Below are 19,160 nucleotides of genomic sequence, written 5' to 3'. Positions count from 1 at the left end.
CGAGGAACACCCCCGGAGCGGCGCTCGCTCACACGGTGACGCCGTGCTCGGCGAGCCACTCCTCGGGGTCGATCGGCCGGCCGGTCATGCTGCCGCGGTTGATCTGGTAGTGCAGGTGCGGGCCGGTCGACTGGCCCTCGTTGCCGATCTTGGCGATCTGGTCGCCGGCGTGCACGATCTGGCCCGCCTCGACGTCGTAGTAGCGCATGTGGCCGTAGACGTGCACGTTGCCGTCGGCGTCCTGGATGTACACGGCGTTGCCGAACCCGGTGGCCGGGCCGGCGCGCAGCACGACGCCGTCGGTGGCCGAGTAGATCGGGGTGCCCAGCGGGCCGGCGAGGTCGATGCCGTAGTGCATCGAGCCCCACCGCATGCAGAAGCAGGTGGTCATGCGGCCCTGCGCGGGCAGGACGGTCTGCGGCTCGCGGGCGGCGCGGGAGGCGGCGAGCTCGCTGAGGCGCTGCTGGGCCTCGGCCTCGCTGATGCCGCGGCGGGCCTCGGCGTCCTCCACGTCACCGGTCAGGCCCAGGTCGGCCGCGCCGAGCCCGTAGTCGGCGGCGCTGACCGAGGTGGTCGCGGGCGTCCCGCCGGTGAACGCGGGGACCGCCGCGAGCACGGCACCGACGACGAGCGCGGCCAGCCACAGCGGGCCGCGCCGGCCGGGCGGGCGGCGCACGGCGCGGCGCGTCGCGGGTGCGGCCTCCTCCGGGGAGACCTCCGCGGCGGCCTGCGGGGCGGCGGCGTCGGCAGGGACGGCGTCCCCGGCGGCGCGCGGGGCCGGGATGGGTACGAGCGCCGGCCGGGCAGTGACGCGCGGGAGGGCGCCCGTCGGGCGCTCGAGGAGCGCGGGAGCACTCTGCCGGGTCACGGGACACCCTTCGTCCACGCTCCCGGGACCTCTGCGCGCAGCGGTCCGTCGGCGGAGCGACGGCGGTGGAGGCGCCCGGGGGACGCCCGCCGGTGGGTACCGGCACCGTGATCGGACCGTAACGTGCAGTCACCAAAGCCGCGAGTAGGCGACGGTGCGTGTCGTCATGTCACCCGGCAGGCCCCTTTGCGGTGTAAGTGAGATCCAGGCGGCCCCGCACCGTCCCCGACAGCGGCGCGGCGCCGCTCCTCGTCGATCCGGAGTGAGACATGACCACGGCCGCGAAGCCCGACCGGCGGGCACTCGTCCTGCTGGACTTCCAGCGCGACTTCCTCGCCGACGACGGGCGGATGCCCGTCGCCCGCCACCACGTCGCCCCGGTTCTCGCCGCCACCCGCTGCGCCGTGGACGAGGCGCGGCTCCGTGGCGACCTCATCGTCGAGGTCGGCAACGAGTTCCGCCGCAGGGACGTCATCGGCAACCTGCTGCGCCGCCGGGCGGCTGTCTCGGGCTCGGCGGGGACTGCCTGGGACGACCGCATCGACGTCGAGGAGGCGCTCTACGTGCCGAAGTCCGCCGGGAGCGGGTTCAGCAATCCAGCTCTGGGCGCCGCACTGGACGATCGGGGCATCAGGCACCTGGTGATCGCCGGGCTGTTCGCCAGAGGGTGTGTCCGTGCCACCGCCGAGGCCGCCCTCCGCCGGGGCCTGACCGTGGAGATCCTGAGGGACGCGGTCGCGTGTTCTTCGGACCGCAGCCGCGACCGGGCACTGCGCCTCCTCGCTGACCGCGGCGCCCGGGTCACCGCCGCCAGGCACGGGACAGGGGATCGTCGCTCCCCGCAGGAGCGCTGAGCCCCGGGCAGCGGCTCGGCGTGCGGGCCATCTCACCTTCTCCGTGAGGAGGGCCGGCGAGGACGCTCAGGCGACCGCCGCCGCGGCCGGCTGCGCCGGGGCGGCCGGCCGCCGCCCGGCCAGGGTGGCGGCGACCTCGTCGACGACGCCGCGGTGGAACGGCAGCGTCATGTGCCCCACGCCGCGGACGAGCACGTTGCGCGCCTTGAGGTCCGGGTGGTCGCAGCGCCCGGCGCGCGTGGGGACGACGAGCTGGTCGAGGTCGCTGTAGACGGCCGTCATCGGGGTGGACCAGTCCGGCGCGGGCTCGGCGAGATCGCGCAGCACGGGGGAGCCGGGGCGCAGCTGGCGGACCAGCGGCGTGGGCAGCAGGTGGGCGAGCACCGACCCGCCGTGCGGCGTCCCCAGGGTCACCAGGGACTCCACCCGGCGTCCGCCGCCCTGGCGCTGCACGTAGTGGCGGGCGATCAGGCCGCCCAGGCTGTGGCCGACGAGGTGCACCCGGTCGTGCCCGGTCTGGGCGCAGATCCGCTCGACCTGGTCGCCGAGGTCGGCGGCGCCCGCCGCGACGTCGCGCAGCAGCGGGCTGTAGTTCCAGGTGCAGATCTGTGCGAACCCGCGCCGGCGCAGGCCGCGGCGCATCACCGTGAAGATGGAGCGGTTGTCGATCAGCCCGTGCACCAGCAGCACCGGGACGCGCGCGGCCAGCGGGTCGGGGGCGAACAGCGCGCGGACGACGGGTGGCTGCTCACCGGGCCGGCAGCGGGGGTCCAGCCGCAGCACCTCCTCGCTCGTGCCCAGCGGGTACATGAGGGCGTGGGCACCGACCCAGGCCAGCTCGGTCAGCCCTCCGGCGACGGCGGCCGGTGTGACGAGCGAGCGGAGCAGGCCCCGTGGCGTCCCCGGAGGGAGCGTCGCGGTGTGCGACTCTGGACTGCACCCCGGATCGCCGGTCGCGCGCATGAGCTGGTCCTCCCCGTTCGTCGGCCACCGGCCGGGTCCCGGGACCCGGGAGCCCACCTGTGGCCGGAGCACCGAGCTCGTGCTCCGTTCACAGGACGGTAATGCCCCCGTGTGGCGACGGTCACACGAGCGATGCCGAGTCTCGACGACATCGAGGCCGCTTCGTGACACTTCCCGACGAAGGAGGACCCGTGGCCGCCCGGAACCGCTCTGCCCGCGACGACCGCGCCCCCAGCGGGACCGCCCGGCGCACCGGCTCTCCCGCGCACGTCCGGGGAGCCGAGGCCGGCCGGCCGGCCGCGAACCGGCGCCCGTCGTCGACGGGTCGGCCGGAGGCTCCCGGCGCCGGTCCGGGCCGCCGCACCGAGGGCCTCGTCGTCGGCGAGCCGCCGCGCACCGCCCGCCTCGCCGGCGTCCTGCTCGTCCTGGCCGGGCTCGCCGGGGCGGTCGCCCTCTTCCCGACCTACCTCGTCGTCGGCAGCCAGGAGCTCACCCTCGGCCGGGGTGTCGGTGCGGTGCTGGTCGGCCTCGTCCTCCCGCTGGGGTCGGTGGCGGTCGGGGCCGGGCTGGCGGCGGGGCGGGTCCCGCGCTTCGGACTGGCCTACGCCGGCGTGGGCGGCGTGCTCGCGGTCGGCTCGCTGCTCATCGAGGTCTACCGGGGCAGCAGCTCGACGGTGCGCCCCGGCATCGAGGTGCTGGCCGGTGAGCGGGTGCTCACCAGCTCGGTGGCGACCGGTGCCGGCTGGTGGCTGCAGGTGGCCGCGCTGGGCCTGACCGTCCTCGCCGGCGGGTGCGCCGCCGCGGCGTGGGGCCGCACGCTCATGGAGGACCGTGGTGCCCTCGACCCGGTCCGCCCGGCGCTGGCGGGGAGCGCGGTGCTCCTCGGCGTCCTCACCGTGCTGTGCCTGGCCCTGCCCGCGGCCGACGTGCCCGACCGGCTCGTCGACGACCCGGCCACCGGTCTCGAGGTCGTCGTCGAGCAGCAGGGGCCGCAGGCGCTGCTGGAGCGGCCGGGGCTGGCCCTGCTCGGCGGGCTGCTGCTGGCCGGCGCCGTGCTGCTGGGCGCGGTGCTCGCACCCTCGCTGCGGCCGCGGCTGGCCGCGGTCGGGGGCCTGCTCGCCCTCGCCGTGACCGTGCTGTCGGCCGGGCTGACCGGCCTGCGCGACGCCGTCGCCTCCCCGGACCTGGAGTGGACCGTGCCCGGCGCCGGGTTGCTCGCAGCCGGCCTGGCCTACGCGCTGCTCACCGTGCTGGCCTGGCGCCTGCGCCGGACGCCGGCGCCGTGACCGCGACCGAGCGACTCCGGGTGGTCGTCGCCGGGCCCGACGCCCCGGAGGACCCCCGCGCCGTCTCCCTGGCCCGCGCCCTGCGCGACGCCGGCGCCGAGGTGGTGCTGACCGGCGTCCCGCGGTCGGCCGTCGCGCTGGCCGCCACCGTGCTGCAGGAGGACGCCGACGCCGTGGGCGTGGCCGGCGCGCCGCCGGAGCTGCTCGCCGCGGTGCTCGAGCAGCTGGCCGCCGCCGGCGTGGACGACGTCACCGCCTTCGTGCTCGGCGGGCCGGACGGCGGGGAGCTGCCCGCGGGCGTGCGCCGGTTCGCCGACGGCACCCCGCCCGCCGACGTCGTCGCCGCGCTCGACCGCTGACCGGCGCGGTCGCGTGGCGCCGTCCCCGCCGCGAGCTGTGCGACAGCGATCCGGCGCCCCTCGTCGGAGGGACCGCCCGCGGGACGGCAACGCCCGCCGCGCCCTGTGACGCCACGCACGCTGCCCACGCCGGTGCGAGGAGCCGGACCCGCGGGAGCTACGGTGCTCGTTCGTGGATCTCTTCGAGTACCAGGCGCGTGACCTGCTGGCCTCGCACGGCGTGCCCGTGCTCCCCGGCGGCGTGGCCGAGACACCCGACCAGGCCGAGGCGATCGCGCGGGAGATCGGCTCGCGCGTCGTCGTCAAGGCGCAGGTCAAGACCGGTGGCCGCGGCAAGGCCGGTGGCGTCAAGCTCGCCGACGACGCCGACGAGGCGCGCGCCCGGGCCCAGGACATCCTCGGCCTGGACATCAAGGGGCACATCACCCACCGCGTGATGGTGGCCCAGGCCAGCGACATCGCCGAGGAGTACTACTTCTCCTACCTCCTCGACCGCGCCAACCGCACCTTCCTGGCCATGGCCAGCGTCGAGGGCGGCATGGAGATCGAGCAGCTCGCCGTCGAGCGCCCCGAGGCCCTGGCCCGCGTCCCCGTCGACGCCACGGTCGGCGTCGACACCGCCAAGGCCACCGAGATCGTCGACGCCGCGGGCTTCCCCGCCGAGGTGCGCGACCAGGTGATCGCCATCGCCGTCCAGCTGTGGGACACCTTCGCCAAGGAGGACGCCACCCTGGTCGAGGTCAACCCGCTGGCCAAGGCGCCCGACGGCACCGTGCTCGCGCTCGACGCGAAGGTGACCCTCGACGAGAACGCCGCCTTCCGGCACCCGCAGCACGCGCAGCTCGAGGACTCCGCCGCCGCCGACCCGCTCGAGGCGCGGGCCAAGGAGAAGGACCTCAACTACGTCAAGCTCGACGGCGAGGTCGGCATCATCGGCAACGGCGCCGGCCTGGTGATGAGCACGCTCGACGTCGTCGCCTACGCCGGTGAGGAGTTCGGCGGGGTCAAGCCGGCCAACTTCCTCGACATCGGCGGCGGCGCCTCGGCCGAGGTCATGGCCAACGGCCTGGAGATCATCCTCTCCGACCCGTCCGTGAAGAGCGTCTTCGTCAACGTCTTCGGTGGCATCACCGCCTGCGACGCCGTCGCCAACGGCATCGTCTCCGCCCTCGGCATCCTCGGCGACGAGGCCACCAAGCCGCTGGTGGTGCGGCTCGACGGCAACAACGTCGAGGAGGGGCGCCGCATCCTCGCCGAGGCGAACCACCCGCTGGTGACCGTGGTGGACACGATGGACGGCGCCGCGCGCCGGGCCGCCGAGCTCGCTTCCTCCTAATTGCCTCCGGCCTCGTCCAGAGGCTCGCCCCGAGCATGCGAGGGGTGAGGAGGACGAGGTCCTTCAACCGACAGGACACCACAGAGATGTCGATCTTCCTCAACGAGAACAGCAAGGTCATCGTCCAGGGCATGACCGGCTCGGAGGGGCGCAAGCACACCCAGCGCATGCTCGCCTCCGGCACGGCCATCGTCGGCGGCGTCAACCCGAAGAAGGCCGGTGAGAGCGTCGACTTCGACGGCGCCGGCGTGCCGGTGTTCGGCAGCGTCTCCGAGGCGATGAAGGAGACCGGCGCCGACGTCAGCGTCATCTTCGTGCCGCCGGCCGGCGCCAAGGGCGCGGTCATCGAGGCCGTCGACGCCCAGATCGGTCTGGCCGTCGTCATCACCGAGGGCATCCCGGTGCACGACTCGACCGCCTTCTGGGCGCACGCCCAGGGCGGTTCGACCCGGATCATCGGCCCGAACTGCCCGGGCCTGATCAGCCCCGGGCGCTCGAACGCCGGCATCATCCCGGCCAACATCACCCAGCAGGGCCGGATCGGCCTGGTCAGCAAGTCCGGCACGCTGACCTACCAGATGATGTACGAGCTGCGGGACATCGGTTTCTCCACCGCCATCGGCATCGGCGGCGACCCGGTCATCGGCACCACCCACATCGACGCCCTGCAGGCCTTCCAGGACGACCCGGAGACCGAGGCCATCGTGATGATCGGCGAGATCGGTGGCGACGCCGAGGAGCGCGCCGCCGACTTCATCCGGGCGAGCGTGACCAAGCCCGTGGTCGGCTACGTCGCCGGGTTCACCGCTCCCGAGGGCAAGACGATGGGCCACGCCGGCGCGATCGTCTCCGGCTCGGCCGGAACCGCGCAGGCGAAGAAGGAGGCCCTCGAGGCCGCGGGCGTCAAGGTCGGCAAGACGCCGTCGGAGACCGCCCGGCTCATGCGGGAGATCGTCGGCGCCTGAGCGGGGACCTCGTCCTCCCCACCGCGCGGGATCGCGGCGGGACCCGGGACGGGGCCACGAGCGGCCGCAGGAGGCGTCCGCCCGGTCCGTCCGCGGACCGGGCGGACGCCTCCTGCGTGTGCGGGGTCCTGCCGCCGGGTGCCGGACCGGTCCCGACCGCGGAGCCGGCCCGCCGGACGCCGGCGGCACCGCGGTCGCGACCCGGTCACGATCGCGCCGGCGGTGCCCAGCGGGGCGCGTGGCGTGGTTGCCCGAGGACGTGGCGGGGGAGAGCATCCGCGTCGCGCCGACCGATGTGACGAGAGGTAGTCGATCCATGACGTCCAGCCAGCCCTCCGAGCGGCCTGAGGAGTCCGGGCAGCCGGGCCCGAGTGGTCAGCCGGGCCCCGGGCAGCAGCCTCCCGTCGCTCCGCAGCCCCCCGGTCAGCCGCCGCTGCAACAGCCGTACGGCGCCCCGTCCCACGACCCCTCGTCCTACGACCAGCCCTACTGGCTGCCGCCTGCCTACGGGCAGCAGCCGTACGGGCAGCAGCCGTACGGGCAGCAGCCGTACGGGCAGCAGCCGTACGGGCAGCAGCCGTACGGGCAGCAGCCGTACGGGCAGCAGCCGTACGGGCAGCAGCCGTACGGGCAGCAGCCCTACGGGCAGCAGGCCTACGGAGAGCAGCCGTACGGACAGCAGGCCTACGGCGGGCCGTACGAGCAGCAGGCCTACGGCCAGCAGGCGTACGAGCAGCCGGCGTACGGGCAGTACCAGCCCCACGGGCAGCAGGTGTACGGCCAGTACCAGCCGTACGGGCAGCCGCCGGCCCCCGGTGCGCCCTACGGGCAGTACCAGCCCCTCGGGCAGCCGTCCCCTTACGGCGCGGCGCCCCACGGTGCGGGCCCCCGCCGCCCGGCCGTCGGCTTCGACCTCGAGCGGCTGAGGCTCGCCGACCACGTCATCGCCGTGTGCGCACTGGCCTACCTGGTGCTGGCGCTCCTGCCCTGGGTCAGCTACTCCAGCGACAGCTTCGACATCCCCGGCTTCGACGTCCCGGCGGTCAGCTACAGCTTCTCCGGCTTCACCTCCAGCGGCCTGGTCACCATCGCCTTCGTCCTGCTGCTCCTGGCCGCGGTGTGGGCGCTGCTCCCGGCCCTCGTCGACCTGCGGCTGGGGTTCCCGCGCAGCTGGGTCACGGTGGGTCTCACCGGCCTGGCCCTGCTCCTCACGCTCGTCGCCTTCCTCCAGGTGGCCACGCTGACCGACGTCGACTTCCCGGTCTTCGGGCTGCTGGCGCTGCTGGTCGCCGCCGCCGCCACGGTGTTCGCGATCCTGCGGTTGCTGTCCGAGCTGCGCGGCCGGCCGACGTCGCCGGGTGGTCCCGCCGACGCCGCGCCCTGGGCGGCCCAGCCGATGGCCGGCGCCGGACCCCACCCGGGCCCGTCGTCGCCGGGGCAGTCGACCGAGCCCGGGCAGTTCGGTCAGCCCGGCCCGTCGTGGGAGGAGCCGGAGGCGACCGGCGAGGCGACCCGGCCCTCCACGCCGTCGCCGGCGGCCGACCCGGGGGCGCCGCACCCGTCCGGTCGGCACGCGCCCGGTCAGCACGCGCCCGGTCAGCACGCGCCCGGTCAGCACGGTGGTTCCAGCGCCTCCGGGCAGGGCGGGTCCTGACCGGGATCGCACCCGCGTCCGGCTGAGCCCGGTCCGCGCCGTCGTCCGGAGCGCCGTCGGAGCGGGCGCCGGGCCGCCGTCCGGCGCGTGCGGCACCCGTCCGGCGGCAGGTCTTGCGAGAGTGGGGACGTGGTCTCCCTGCTCACCCGCCTGCCCCTCCCCGGGCAGCGCGACCCGGACGCCCGGCGGCCCTGGTACCCGGTCGCCCTCGCCGCGGCCGCGACGCTCGCGGTGTCGCTGCTGGGGCTGGTCGGTCTCGGTCTGGCGGTCGTCGTGGTACAGACCCTCGACCCGTCGGGCGGGCTGCCGGTCGGCGGCTCGGCCCGGGTGGCCGGGCAGCTGTGGCTGCTCGCCCAGGGCGGGGCGCTGGTGCTGCCGTCGGGGCCGCTCGTGCTCGCCCCGCTGCTGCTCACCCTCGCCGTCGCGTGGGGGCTGTGCCGCGCCGTCCGGGGCGTGGTCCGGGCGGTCGACCCCGTGGGCGGGCGGGCGGCCGCGGGCGTGGCCGGGACCGTGGTCGCCGTCCACACCCTCCTCGCGGTGCTGCTCGCGCTCGCCGTCGACGGGCCGGGTGCCCGCACCGACCTGCTGCGCTGCGCGGCGGGTCCGGCCGTCCTCGCCGTGGCCGCCGCCGGGTGGGGCGTGCTGCGCGAGAGCGGCCCGCTCGACGCCGTCCTCGACCGGCTGCCCGGCGCGGTCCGGGCGGTGCTGCCCGCCGTGCTCGCCGGGCTGCTGACCGCGCTCGGGCTCGGCGCCGCGGTGGTCGCCGTCGCGCTGGCCGCCGACGCCGCGGGCTACGCCGCCGTCGCGCGCTCCCTCGGCGGCTCGGGCGCCGGCGCGGTCGGCCTGCTCGCCCTCGGCGCGCTGCTCCTGCCCAACGCCGCCGCCGCGGCGCTCGGCGTCGCCGCCGGCCCGGGGTTCTCCGTGGGCACCGCGACTGTCGTGTCGGTGCACGGGATCAGCCTCGGCCCGGTGCCGGCCCTGCCGCTGCTGGCCGCGCTGCCCGACACCCAGGCGGTGCCGCTGCTGGCCTTCGGCTCCCAGGCGGTGCCCGCGCTCGCGGGCCTGGTCGCCGGCACGACGCTGGGCCGGCGCCTGACCGACGACGGCGGCGGGTCCGTGGTCGCCGGCCTGTGGGGCGTCCTCACCGGGGGACTGCTCGGCCTGGCGGCCGGTGTGGTCGTCGCCGTGGCCGGCGGCTCGCTCGGCGACGGCGCCCTCGCCGACGTCGGGGCGCCGCCGGTGGCCACCGCGCTGTTCGTCGCCGCCCAGGCCGGTGTCGCCGCCGCGGTCGCGGCCGCGGTCAGCCGCTGGCGGTCCCTCGGCTGAGAGAGTCCCGGCCCTCCCGGTCCTCTGCAGGATCCCGCGCCGGCCCCGTCCAGAGGCTCGCCGTGAGCCTGCGAACGGTGAGGGGGACGGGGTCCTTCAACGGTGGGGGCCGAAGGGGTCCTTATAGGGTCGGCGGCGTGCCCGACCCCGGACGATCCCCGCGGGCGCGGGTCGTCGTCCTGCTGTCGGGCACCGGGTCGCTGTGCGCCGCGCTGCTGGAGGCCACCGACGACCCCGGCTACCCGGCCGACGTCGTGGCCGTCCTCAGCGACCGGGACGCCCCCGGCCTCGAGCACGCCCGCCGCCGTGGCCTGCCCACCGCCACCTGCCGCCTGCGCGACTTCCCCGACCGGGCCGCCTGGGACCGCGCGCTGGCCGACGCGATCGCCGAGCACCGCCCCGACCTCGTCGTCTCGGCGGGGTTCATGAGGATCGTCGGGCCGGCCGTGCTCGACCGCTACGAGGGCCGGCTGGTCAACACCCACCCCGCGCTGCTGCCGGCCTTCCCGGGCGCGCACGCCGTCCGCGACGCGCTCGCCGCGGGCACCGAGGTCACCGGCAGCACGGTGCACCTGGTCGATGCCGGCGTCGACACCGGCCCGGTGCTGGCCCAGCGCGAGGTCCCCGTCCTCCCCGGCGACGACGAGGGCCGCCTGCACGAACGGATCAAGGCCGTGGAGCGCACGCTCCTGGTGGAGACGGTGGCGCGACTCGTCACCGGGACGACGGAGGAGAGCCCCCGATGACCGAGACCACGCCCGCCGGGGCCGAGGTCCGCACGCCCGTGCGCCGCGCGCTGCTCGGCGTCTACGACAAGACCGGTGTCGAGGAACTCGCCCGTGGCCTGGCCGACGCCGGCGTCGAGCTGGTCAGCACCGGGGCCACGGCCCGCCGGATCGCCGACGCCGGCGTCCCGGTCACGCCCGTCGAGCAGGTCACCGGCTTCCCCGAGTGCCTCGACGGCCGGGTGAAGACGCTGCACCCGGCGGTGCACGCCGGCATCCTCGCCGACCGCCGCCGGCCCGAGCACGTGCAGCAGCTCGACGAGCTGGGCGTGGCCGCCTTCGACCTGGTGGTGGTCAACCTCTACCCGTTCACCGAGACGGTGGCCTCGGGCGCGACGCCGGACGAGTGCGTCGAACAGATCGACATCGGCGGACCGGCGATGGTGCGCGCAGCGGCGAAGAACCACCCGTCGGTGGCCGTCGTCGTCGACCCCGCCCGCTACGGCGACGTGCTCGCCGCGGTCGCCGGCGGGGGCTTCACCCTGGCCCAGCGGCAGCGGCTGGCCGTGGCCGCGTTCCGGCACACCGCCACTTACGACATCGCCGTCGCCTCCTGGATGGGCAGCGTCCTCGCGCCCGACGACGAGACCGGCTTCCCGGCCTGGGTGGGCGCGTCCTGGGAACGCGCCGACGTGCTGCGCTACGGCGAGAACCCGCACCAGCAGGCGGCGCTCTACCGCAGCGGGCAGCCCGGGCTGGCGCACGCCGAGCAGCTGCACGGCAAGCAGATGTCCTACAACAACTACGTCGACACCGACGCCGCCTGGCGGGCCGCGCACGACCACACCGACCCGTGCGTGGCGATCATCAAGCACGCCAACCCGTGCGGGATCGCCGTCGGCACCGACATCGCCGCCGCGCACCGCAAGGCCCACGCCTGCGACCCCGTCTCGGCCTTCGGGGGCGTGATCGCGGCCAACCGCGAGGTCGACCTCGCCATGGCCGAGCAGGTGGCCGGCGTGTTCACCGAGGTCGTCGTCGCGCCGTCGTTCACCGAGGACGCCGTCGAGGTGCTGACGGCGAAGAAGAACATCCGGCTGCTGCGGCTGCCCGAGGCCGACCGGCCCGCGGTCGAGCAGCGCCCGGTCGGCGGCGGGCTGCTGCTGCAGCGCGCCGACCGCATCGACGCCCCCGGCGACGACCCCACCACCTGGACCCTGGCGTGCGGGGAGCCGCTGGACGCCGCCGGCCTCGACGACCTGGTGTTCGCCTGGCGCAGCGTCCGCGCGGTGCGCAGCAACGCGATCCTGCTGGCGCACGACAAGGCGACCGTCGGCGTCGGCATGGGCCAGGTCAACCGCGTGGACGCCGCCCGGCTGGCGGTCACGCGGGCGGGGGAGCGGGCCGCGGGGTCCGTGGCCGCCTCGGACGCGTTCTTCCCCTTCGCCGACGGTCTGCAGGTGCTGCTCGACGCCGGGGTCCGCGCGGTGGTGCAGCCCGGTGGGTCGGTGCGCGACGAGGAGGTCGTCGAGGCGGCGCGGGCGGCCGGCGTCCCGCTCTACCTCACCGGGACCCGCCACTTCGCCCACTGATGCCGGGGTCGAAGCCGCACGTCCGGCCGCCGCAGGCCGGCGCGGAGGTCACTGGCGCCGACCTCGCCCGCGTCGACTGGTGGGGCGCGGAGCTCGAGGGGGTCACGTTCACCCGTTGCCGCTTCGACGACGCCGACCTCACCGAGCTGGTCACCCGGCGCTGCGTGTTCGACTCCTGCGTCCTCACCGGCGTGCGGATGAGCGGCTCGCGGCACCGGGGGACGGCGTTCCTGTCCTGCCGCTTCGACCGCGCGCGGCTGTTCGACGCCGTCTGGGAGGGCTGCAAGCTGACCGGCTCGCAGTTCCCCGGCGCGGTGCTGCGGCCGCTGACGACGACGGACTCGGACTGGAGCTGGACCTCCCTGCGCGGCGTGGACCTCTCGGGCAGCGACCTGTCCGGTCAGCGCTTCCGCGAGGCAGACCTCACCGACGCCGACCTGCGCGAGTGCGACCTCACCGGCGCCGACCTCGACCGTGCGCGCATGCAGGTCGGCACGAAGCTGCGCGGCAGCGACCTGCGCGGCGCCGCCACGGAGGCGCTGCCGTGGCGCGCCCTCGAGCTCACCGGCGTCCGCCTCGACCTCGCGCAGGCCGTCCAGGTCGCGACGTCGTACGGAGCCCTGGTCGAGGGATAGGTGAGCCGCCCCGCGGGGACGTCGTGGCAGGGCTCGACGCCGTCGGGGACGGCACGTGGCCGCGGTGCGATCCGGAGGATCGCGACGTCGTCGCGTCAGCGGTACCGGGGGCCGGCGAGCATGGCCGTGAGGGCGCCGAGCAGGCCGAGGGCGCCGACGGCGCAGGCGAACCAGAAGCCGAGGGAGAACGCGCCCGGGTCCCAGTCCGCCGAGGCGAAGGGCACGAGCACGGCGGCCAGTGCCAGCAGGCTGACGAAGAGCGCGAGCACGCCGAGGAACCGGTGGGTGCGCGCCGGCAGCCACAGCAGCAGGCCCAGCACGAGGAGCACACCGCCGCCGAGGACGACGGCGAGCGGCTGCCAGAACCCGGAGTCGACCAGGTCGCTGAACCCGCCGCCGAGCTCGTCGAAGCCGCGGGTGACCAGGTCCCAGCCGATGTTGCCGGGCTCCCGCAGCCAGCGGAGCGCCAGGCTGACCGCGGCGGCGATCCCGGCCAGGATGAGCAGCAGCCCGGCCAGCGAGGCGGGACGGCGCACGGGCACCGGCCTGGCGGAGTAGCCCGGTGCCGTGGGGGCGCCGCTCCACGGTGGGGTGGCTCCGTGCGCGCCGGGGGCCACCGCCGGAGCGCCACCGACGGCGGGGATGCCCGGCGTGGTCTGCTCCCGCCAGTCCTCGGCCGGCTGCCCGGGACCGACCTGGCGGGTGGATGGGTCGCGCTCGGTCATCTGCTCTCCTGGGTCGGCAGTGCAGGTCGGCAGTGCAGGTCGGCGGTGCGGGATCTGCGGGTCCTGCCTGCGAGGGTAGGACCGTCGGACCTGCCCCGGGGACGCCTCCGGCACACTGTCCGGGTGCCCGCGACGATCCTCGACGGCAAGGCGACCGCAGCGACCATCCGCCAGGAGCTGACCGCACGGGTCTCGGCCCTGACCGCGGCCGGGCACCGGCCCGGCCTGGGCACGCTGCTGGTCGGCGACGACCCGGGCAGCCGCTGGTACGTCAACGCCAAGCACTCCGACTGCGCGCAGGTCGGCATCGCCAGCATCCAGCGTGAGCTGCCGGACACGGCCACGCTCGCCGACGTCCTCGCCGTCGTCGAGGAGCTCAACGCCGACCCGGCCTGCACCGGCTACATCGTCCAGCTGCCGCTGCCGCGGCAGGTCGACGAGTACGCCGTCCTCGAGGCGATGGACCCGGCCAAGGACGCCGACGGCCTGCACCCGGTCAACCTCGGCCGGCTGGTCCTCGGCGTCGACGGGCCGCTGCCGTGCACGCCGGTGGGCATCGTCGAGCTGCTGCGCCGCTACGGCGTCCCGGTGGCCGGCGCCGAGGTGGTCGTCGTCGGCCGGGGGATCACCGTCGGCCGGCCGCTCGGGCTGCTGCTCACCCGGCGCTCCGAGAACGCCACCGTGACGCTGTGCCACACCGGCACCCGCGACCTGACCGCGCACGTCCGCGCCGCCGACGTCGTGGTCGCCGCAGCCGGGGTGCCCGGCCTGATCGGCGCCGACGTCGTCAAGCCGGGCGCGGCGGTGCTCGACGTCGGCGTCAGCCGGGTGGACGGGAAGATCGCCGGGGACGTCGCCAAGGACGTGGTCGGGGTGGCCGGGCACGTGGCGCCCAACCCGGGCGGGGTCGGGCCGATGACCCGGGCGATGCTGCTGCAGAACGTCGTCCTGGCCGCCGAGCGGGCCGCCGGGGTCGAGGCGCTCACGGCCTGATGAGCCGCCCGCCGCTCTACACCCGCCGGCCGTTCCTGGCCGGGCTGCTGCGTCAGCTGCCGCTGCTGGCGGTGCTCGTGGCCGTTGCGGTGGGCCTGGCGATGGTCGCGCTGGAGCACTGGCGGCGCGGGCTGCTCGTGATGGGCCTCGCGCTCGTCGGGGCCGGGGTGCTGCGGCTGGTGCTGCCGGTGCGGCGGGTGGGTTTCCTCGCCGTCCGCAGCCGCCCGGTCGACGTGGTCCTGCTGGCCGGGACGGGGGTCCTGCTGTCGGCCCTGACGCTCGCCGTGCCGGGGGACTGAGTGCCACGGACCGCGGAGCGCGGCGTCCGGCCCACGGCGCTAGGTTGACGGCCATGGCAGAGCAGTCCCGGAACGGCAAGGTCACCGTCGTCGGTGCCGGTTTCTACGGCTCGACCACCGCACTCCGCCTCGCGGAGTACGACGTCTTCGAGACCGTCGTGCTCACCGACATCGTCGAGGGCAAACCCGAGGGCCTGGCCCTCGACATGAACCAGTCCCGGCCGATCGAGGGCTTCGAGACGCGCGTCGTCGGGGTCGGCGGCGGCTCCTACGAGGGCACCGAGGGGTCCGACGTCGTGGTGATCACGGCCGGCCTGCCCCGCAAGCCCGGCATGAGCCGCATGGACCTCATCGAGACCAACGCCAAGATCGTCCGCCAGGTCGCCGAGAACGTCGCGCAGAGCTCGCCGGACGCCGTCGTCATCGTCGTGTCCAACCCGCTCGACGAGATGACCGCGCTGGCGCAGCTGGCCACCGGCTTCCCGAAGAACCGGGTGATGGGCCAGGCCGGCATGCTCGACACCGCGCGCTTCACCAACAACGTCGCCGAGGAGCTCGGCGTCCCGGTGTCCTCGGTGCAGACCCTCACGCTGGGTTCGCACGGCGACACGATGGTGCCGGTGCCCTCGCGCTGCACCGTCGACGGCAAGCCGCTGGCCGACGTGCTCGCCGCCGACCGCATCGAGCACCTCGTGGACCGCACGCGCAACGGCGGGGCGGAGGTGGTCGCGCTGCTCAAGACCGGGTCGGCGTACTACGCGCCGTCGGCGGCCGCGGCCCGCATGGCCCGGGCCGTCATCGAGGACTCCGGGGCCGTGATGCCCGTGTGCGCGTGGGTCGACGGCGAGTACGGCATCTCCGGCGTCTACCTCGGCGTGGAGGCCGAGATCGGGCGCGAGGGGGTGCGCCGGGTGGTCGAGGGAGACCTGTCCGAGAGCGAGCTGTCCGGCCTGCGCGAGGCGGCCGAGGCCGTGCGGGCCAAGCAGTCCGACGTGGCCGACCTGTGACGGCCGACCTGTGACCGACTTCCGGCCCGAGGGGCCGGAGCTGTGGAGAGGGAATGTCTGACGTGAGCAAGATCAAGGTCGAGGGCACCGTCGTCGAACTGGACGGCGACGAGATGACCCGGATCATCTGGCAGTTCATCAAGGACCAGCTGATCCTGCCGTACCTCGACGTCAACCTGGAGTACTACGACCTGGGCATCGAGCACCGCGACGCCACCGACGACCAGGTCACGATCGACTCCGCCAACGCCATCAAGCAGCACGGCGTCGGCGTCAAGTGCGCGACGATCACGCCCGACGAGGCGCGGGTCGAGGAGTTCGGCCTGAAGAAGATGTGGCGCTCCCCGAACGGGACGATCCGCAACATCCTCGGCGGCGTCATCTTCCGCGAGCCGATCATCATGCAGAACGTGCCGCGGCTGGTGCCGGGCTGGACCAAGCCGATCGTCGTCGGCCGTCACGCCTTCGGTGACCAGTACCGCGCCACCGACTTCAAGTTCCCCGGCGAGGGGACGCTGACGATCAGCTTCCAGCCGGCCGACGGCTCCGCGCCGATCGAGCACGAGGTGTTCCAGTCGCCCGGCGGTGGCGTCGCGATGGCGATGTACAACCTCGACGACTCGATCCGCGACTTCGCCCGCGCCTCGATGAACTACGGCCTGCAGCGCGGGTACCCGGTCTACCTCTCGACGAAGAACACGATCCTCAAGGCCTACGACGGCCGGTTCAAGGACCTGTTCGCCGAGGTCTTCGAGGCCGAGTTCGAGGACCAGTTCGACAAGGCCGGGATCACCTACGAGCACCGCCTCATCGACGACATGGTCGCCGCGTCCCTCAAGTGGGAGGGCGGCTACGTCTGGGCCTGCAAGAACTACGACGGCGACGTGCAGTCCGACACCGTGGCGCAGGGCTTCGGCTCGCTGGGCCTGATGACCTCGGTGCTCATGAGCCCCGACGGCCGCACGGTCGAGGCCGAGGCCGCCCACGGCACGGTGACCCGGCACTACCGGCAGCACCAGCAGGGCAAGGAGACCTCGACCAACCCGATCGCGTCGATCTTCGCCTGGACCCGGGGCCTGGCCCACCGCGGCAAGCTGGACGGCACCCCCGAGGTCACCCAGTTCGCCGAGACCCTGGAGAAGGTCTGCATCGACACCGTCGAGGGCGGCCAGATGACCAAGGACCTCGCGCTGCTGATCAGCAAGGACCAGCCGTGGCTGACCACCCAGGACTTCCTGGCGGCCATCGACAGCAACCTGCAGAAGGCCATGGCCTGAGACCTGAGGCCGTCACCGTGGCCCCCTCACCTCCGGGTGAGGGGGCCGCGCTGCGTCTCGGGTGGATTCCCCGCGCAACTGCGGGGAAGTCGTCGTCTGCGGCGGCGTGCCAGCGACAGGTTCCCCGCACCTGCGCGTCCTGTGGACGGCGGGAGCGCGGCACTGCCGGATCACGGCAGGCTCGTCCGGTGCCCCGGCCCCGGCGTCCCGACGTCCTGCGCGGGCGCGTCTTCCGTGCACGGGACGTCGTCGCTGCCGGTCTCCTGTCCCCGTCAGCCCTGCGCAGCAGTGCCTGGCGCCGGCTCTACCGCGGTGTGTACGCCGACGCGGAGCTGCCCGACGGTCCCGACCTCCGCATCAGCGGCGCGTGCCTGGTCATCCCGTCCGCTGCGGCCTTCAGCGGCCGGACGGCGGCCCACCTGCACGGCGCCACCGAGCTCATGGATGCGAGGAGCCCGGTGGAGGTCGCGGTGCCCACCGGCGTGCGTTTCGGCCCGGTCACCGGACTGCGGGTCCGCCGGACGCTGCTCCCGGCCTCGGACGTCGTCCAGGTGCGGCGCCGTCCGTGCACCACGGGGACGCGGACGGCGCTCGACATCGCCCGGACGGAGTCGCTCACGGAGGCGGTGGCGGCCCTCGACGTCCTCCTCGCGCGCGGCGTCGTCGACCGTTCCGGGCTCCGGGAGGCGTTGATCTGCCTCCCCTCACGGCGCGGGGCCCAGCGAGCGAGACGTGCCGTGGAGCTGGCCGACCCGCGCGCCGAGTCCCTGCCCGAGTCGCGGGTGCGCGTGCTGCTCGCGCTGGCCGGTTTGACTGCCGTGCCGCAGTTCACGGTTCGCGACCGAGCCGGTGGCTTCGTCGCGCGGGTCGACCTCGCCTTCCCTCAGGTCAGGGTGGCCGTCGAGTACGACGGCGCCTGGCACGGGCAGCCCGGTCAGTTGACGCGGGACAGGCGCAGGCTCAACCGACTGACCGCCGCGGGCTGGCGCGTGGTGTTCGTGACCGCGGCCGACCTGCGCGACCCGGACGCGGTGGTCGCTCGGGTCGCCGAGGCGCTCGCAGGCTGAGGTCAGGCGCCGAAGAGCTGGGTCCACCAGGGGCCGCCGGACCCCTCCGCGACGCCGACGCCGAGCTTCGTGAGCGAGCAGTCGAGGATGTTGGCCCGGTGGCCGGGGCTGTCCATCCAGGCCCGCATGACGGCGGCGGCGTCGGGCTGCCCCTGGGCGATGTTCTCGGCCCGTGCGTAGCCGATCCCGGCGGCCCGGGCCCGGTCGAACGGCGACAGGCCCTCCGGGGTGGTGTGCGAGAAGTACCCGCGGTCGCGCATGTCGGCGCTGTGGGCGCGCGCCACCGCGGCGAGGGCCGGATCGGCGGTCAGCGCCCCGCACCCGGCGTCGGCGCGGGCCTGGTTGACCAGCGTCAGCACCGTGGCCTCCGCACCGGCCGGAGCGGCGGCCGCCGGGAGGGACCTGCTCGTCGCGGACGGTGGGGTGGCGGACGCCGACGATGAGGTGGCGGACGGTGAGGTGGCGGCCCCGGACGGGGTCTGGGGGGACGACGTCCCCGATCCCGCAGCCGCAGGGCCCGCCGACGAGGCCCGGCGGAGGGGGCGCCGGCCGTCGCGTCCTCGGCCGACGAGCTCCCGGACGACGAGCCCCCGGACGACGAGCCCCCGGACGACGAGCTCCCGGACGACGAGCTCCCGGACGACGGGGCGCCGCTCGCCGAGGTCCCCGCCGCGGACGACGCCTCGGGCGATCCGTCGGCGACGGAGGTCCCGGTCGCCGGCGGACCGGCCGCGGCCGGATCCCCCGAGGACGACCCCGCGGCCGACGGACCCGCCCCTGTGGAGGACCCGCCGGCGCGGGACGTCCCGGCCGAGGACGCCCGGGCGGACGCCGGCCCCGACGACGTCCCCCGAGCACCGGACCTGGCCGTCGTCCGCGGCGCGGACGGCTCGCCGTCCACCCCCATCTCCACGACGCCGGTACGCCGGGCGAACCCGCCGTCCGTGGTGTGCGTGGAGCCCGTCGCGGCGGACTCGGCCGTCGTCAGGCCGCCACGGCCCGCGGCGAGCAGCGGGGCGAGCAGGGCGATCCCGGCCACGACGAGCGCCACGAGCAGCGCCGGCAGGGCGCCACGCCGCGCGAGGAGGAACCGCGGCAGGCCGATCAGCCGGGCGAGGAAGCCGCGGGTACGGGCGGACGGCGGCGGGGAAGGCCGGCGGTGGTGCACGGGGGACCTCACGGGAGTCGACATGTCACTACGTGTGACTTAGTGAAGACTAGCCGTAGCC

At 75.3% G+C, this 19,160-nt stretch carries 19 protein-coding genes; 15 read left to right on the top strand and 4 right to left on the bottom strand.

The window, feature by feature from the left end:
• Positions 1 to 28 precede the first annotated feature (28 nt).
• The gene (locus tag ACU616_RS04625) at positions 29 to 868 is read right to left on the bottom strand and encodes a M23 family metallopeptidase (protein ID WP_446757321.1); all 840 of its coding nucleotides are present in this window, start codon (positions 866 to 868) and stop codon (positions 29 to 31) included.
• A 269-nt stretch (positions 869 to 1,137) separates the two neighbouring features.
• On the opposite strand from ACU616_RS04625, the gene ACU616_RS04620 reads away from it, so the two are divergent.
• The gene (locus ACU616_RS04620; RefSeq protein ID WP_446757320.1) at positions 1,138 to 1,722 is read left to right on the top strand and encodes a cysteine hydrolase family protein; all 585 of its coding nucleotides are present in this window, start codon (positions 1,138 to 1,140) and stop codon (positions 1,720 to 1,722) included.
• Positions 1,723 to 1,788: 66 nt separating this feature from the next.
• Here ACU616_RS04620 and ACU616_RS04615 read toward each other — a convergent pair whose 3' ends face one another.
• Positions 1,789 to 2,685, bottom strand: coding sequence for an esterase/lipase family protein (locus ACU616_RS04615; RefSeq protein ID WP_446757319.1), 897 nt, complete (start codon positions 2,683 to 2,685; stop codon positions 1,789 to 1,791).
• A gap of 191 nt (positions 2,686 to 2,876) precedes the next feature.
• Between ACU616_RS04615 and ACU616_RS04610 the strand changes: the two genes are divergently transcribed.
• The 9 genes from ACU616_RS04610 (at position 2,877) to ACU616_RS04570 (ending at position 12,563) form a co-directional block, all read left to right on the top strand.
• Positions 2,877 to 3,971: a hypothetical protein gene (locus ACU616_RS04610; protein WP_446757318.1), complete on the top strand. Its 1,095-nt coding sequence runs from the start codon at positions 2,877 to 2,879 to the stop codon at positions 3,969 to 3,971.
• Positions 3,968 to 4,330 carry a cobalamin B12-binding domain-containing protein gene (locus ACU616_RS04605; RefSeq protein WP_446757317.1) on the top strand — a complete coding sequence of 121 codons (363 nt, stop codon included), beginning with the start codon at positions 3,968 to 3,970 and terminating at the stop codon, positions 4,328 to 4,330. Before ACU616_RS04610 ends, ACU616_RS04605 begins: the two co-directional genes overlap by 4 nt.
• A 172-nt stretch (positions 4,331 to 4,502) precedes the next feature.
• Complete coding sequence (sucC, locus tag ACU616_RS04600; RefSeq protein WP_446757316.1) at positions 4,503 to 5,666, top strand: ADP-forming succinate--CoA ligase subunit beta; 1,164 nt, start codon at positions 4,503 to 4,505, stop codon at positions 5,664 to 5,666.
• Positions 5,667 to 5,752: 86 nt separating this feature from the next.
• Positions 5,753 to 6,631 carry a succinate--CoA ligase subunit alpha gene (gene sucD / locus ACU616_RS04595; RefSeq protein ID WP_446757315.1) on the top strand — a complete coding sequence of 293 codons (879 nt, stop codon included), beginning with the start codon at positions 5,753 to 5,755 and terminating at the stop codon, positions 6,629 to 6,631.
• Between the two features lie 316 nt (positions 6,632 to 6,947).
• Positions 6,948 to 8,285 carry a hypothetical protein gene (locus ACU616_RS04590; RefSeq protein ID WP_446757314.1) on the top strand — a complete coding sequence of 446 codons (1,338 nt, stop codon included), beginning with the start codon at positions 6,948 to 6,950 and terminating at the stop codon, positions 8,283 to 8,285.
• Between the two features lie 129 nt (positions 8,286 to 8,414).
• The gene (locus ACU616_RS04585; protein ID WP_446757313.1) at positions 8,415 to 9,611 is read left to right on the top strand and encodes a cell division protein PerM; all 1,197 of its coding nucleotides are present in this window, start codon (positions 8,415 to 8,417) and stop codon (positions 9,609 to 9,611) included.
• Positions 9,612 to 9,748: 137 nt separating this feature from the next.
• Complete coding sequence (gene purN, locus ACU616_RS04580; protein WP_446757312.1) at positions 9,749 to 10,357, top strand: phosphoribosylglycinamide formyltransferase; 609 nt, start codon at positions 9,749 to 9,751, stop codon at positions 10,355 to 10,357.
• The gene (gene purH, locus ACU616_RS04575; protein WP_446757311.1) at positions 10,354 to 11,928 is read left to right on the top strand and encodes a bifunctional phosphoribosylaminoimidazolecarboxamide formyltransferase/IMP cyclohydrolase; all 1,575 of its coding nucleotides are present in this window, start codon (positions 10,354 to 10,356) and stop codon (positions 11,926 to 11,928) included. Before purN ends, purH begins: the two co-directional genes overlap by 4 nt.
• Positions 11,928 to 12,563, top strand: a complete 636-nt coding sequence (locus ACU616_RS04570) for a pentapeptide repeat-containing protein (protein WP_446757310.1) — start codon at positions 11,928 to 11,930, stop codon at positions 12,561 to 12,563. The genes purH and ACU616_RS04570 overlap by 1 nt, the downstream gene beginning before the upstream one ends.
• Positions 12,564 to 12,658: 95 nt before the next feature.
• Here ACU616_RS04570 and ACU616_RS04565 read toward each other — a convergent pair whose 3' ends face one another.
• Positions 12,659 to 13,288: a hypothetical protein gene (locus ACU616_RS04565; protein ID WP_446757309.1), complete on the bottom strand. Its 630-nt coding sequence runs from the start codon at positions 13,286 to 13,288 to the stop codon at positions 12,659 to 12,661.
• 123 nt (positions 13,289 to 13,411) lie between these two features.
• Between ACU616_RS04565 and ACU616_RS04560 the strand changes: the two genes are divergently transcribed.
• The 5 genes from ACU616_RS04560 to ACU616_RS04540 all read left to right on the top strand — a co-directional run bounded on the left by ACU616_RS04560 (position 13,412) and on the right by ACU616_RS04540 (position 17,931).
• Complete coding sequence (locus ACU616_RS04560; RefSeq protein ID WP_446757308.1) at positions 13,412 to 14,281, top strand: bifunctional methylenetetrahydrofolate dehydrogenase/methenyltetrahydrofolate cyclohydrolase; 870 nt, start codon at positions 13,412 to 13,414, stop codon at positions 14,279 to 14,281.
• Positions 14,281 to 14,580: a DUF3017 domain-containing protein gene (locus ACU616_RS04555; protein WP_446757307.1), complete on the top strand. Its 300-nt coding sequence runs from the start codon at positions 14,281 to 14,283 to the stop codon at positions 14,578 to 14,580. The genes ACU616_RS04560 and ACU616_RS04555 overlap by 1 nt, the downstream gene beginning before the upstream one ends.
• Before the next feature lie 53 nt (positions 14,581 to 14,633).
• Positions 14,634 to 15,587 carry a malate dehydrogenase gene (gene mdh / locus ACU616_RS04550; RefSeq protein ID WP_446757306.1) on the top strand — a complete coding sequence of 318 codons (954 nt, stop codon included), beginning with the start codon at positions 14,634 to 14,636 and terminating at the stop codon, positions 15,585 to 15,587.
• Positions 15,588 to 15,640: 53 nt separating this feature from the next.
• Complete coding sequence (locus ACU616_RS04545) at positions 15,641 to 16,864, top strand: NADP-dependent isocitrate dehydrogenase (protein ID WP_446757305.1); 1,224 nt, start codon at positions 15,641 to 15,643, stop codon at positions 16,862 to 16,864.
• Between the two features lie 188 nt (positions 16,865 to 17,052).
• Positions 17,053 to 17,931 (top strand): DUF559 domain-containing protein, encoded by an 879-nt coding sequence (locus ACU616_RS04540; RefSeq protein ID WP_446757304.1) that lies wholly within the window; start codon positions 17,053 to 17,055, stop codon positions 17,929 to 17,931.
• Between the two features lie 2 nt (positions 17,932 to 17,933).
• On the opposite strand, the gene ACU616_RS04535 is transcribed toward ACU616_RS04540, so the two are convergent.
• Positions 17,934 to 18,290 carry a CAP domain-containing protein gene (locus tag ACU616_RS04535; protein WP_446757303.1) on the bottom strand — a complete coding sequence of 119 codons (357 nt, stop codon included), beginning with the start codon at positions 18,288 to 18,290 and terminating at the stop codon, positions 17,934 to 17,936.
• Between the last annotated feature and the right edge of the window lie 870 nt (positions 18,291 to 19,160).

The organism is Geodermatophilus sp. URMC 62, from assembly GCF_052931475.1.
This window is presented reverse-complemented; position numbering and strand designations above follow the sequence as displayed.

Excerpts from the sequence above, each read along its gene's own strand:
- ACU616_RS04620 (WP_446757320.1), top strand. The coding sequence starts at position 1,138 with ATGACCACGGCCGCGAAGCCCGACCGGCGGGCACTCGTCCTGCTGGAC.
- ACU616_RS04615 (WP_446757319.1), bottom strand. The coding sequence starts at position 2,685 with ATGCGCGCGACCGGCGATCCGGGGTGCAGTCCAGAGTCGCACACCGCG.
- sucD (WP_446757315.1), top strand. The coding sequence starts at position 5,753 with ATGTCGATCTTCCTCAACGAGAACAGCAAGGTCATCGTCCAGGGCATG.
- ACU616_RS04590 (WP_446757314.1), top strand. The coding sequence starts at position 6,948 with ATGACGTCCAGCCAGCCCTCCGAGCGGCCTGAGGAGTCCGGGCAGCCG.
- purH (WP_446757311.1), top strand. The coding sequence starts at position 10,354 with ATGACCGAGACCACGCCCGCCGGGGCCGAGGTCCGCACGCCCGTGCGC.
- ACU616_RS04570 (WP_446757310.1), top strand. The coding sequence starts at position 11,928 with ATGCCGGGGTCGAAGCCGCACGTCCGGCCGCCGCAGGCCGGCGCGGAG.
- ACU616_RS04565 (WP_446757309.1), bottom strand. The coding sequence starts at position 13,288 with ATGACCGAGCGCGACCCATCCACCCGCCAGGTCGGTCCCGGGCAGCCG.
- ACU616_RS04555 (WP_446757307.1), top strand. The coding sequence starts at position 14,281 with ATGAGCCGCCCGCCGCTCTACACCCGCCGGCCGTTCCTGGCCGGGCTG.
- mdh (WP_446757306.1), top strand. The coding sequence starts at position 14,634 with ATGGCAGAGCAGTCCCGGAACGGCAAGGTCACCGTCGTCGGTGCCGGT.
- ACU616_RS04545 (WP_446757305.1), top strand. The coding sequence starts at position 15,641 with ATGTCTGACGTGAGCAAGATCAAGGTCGAGGGCACCGTCGTCGAACTG.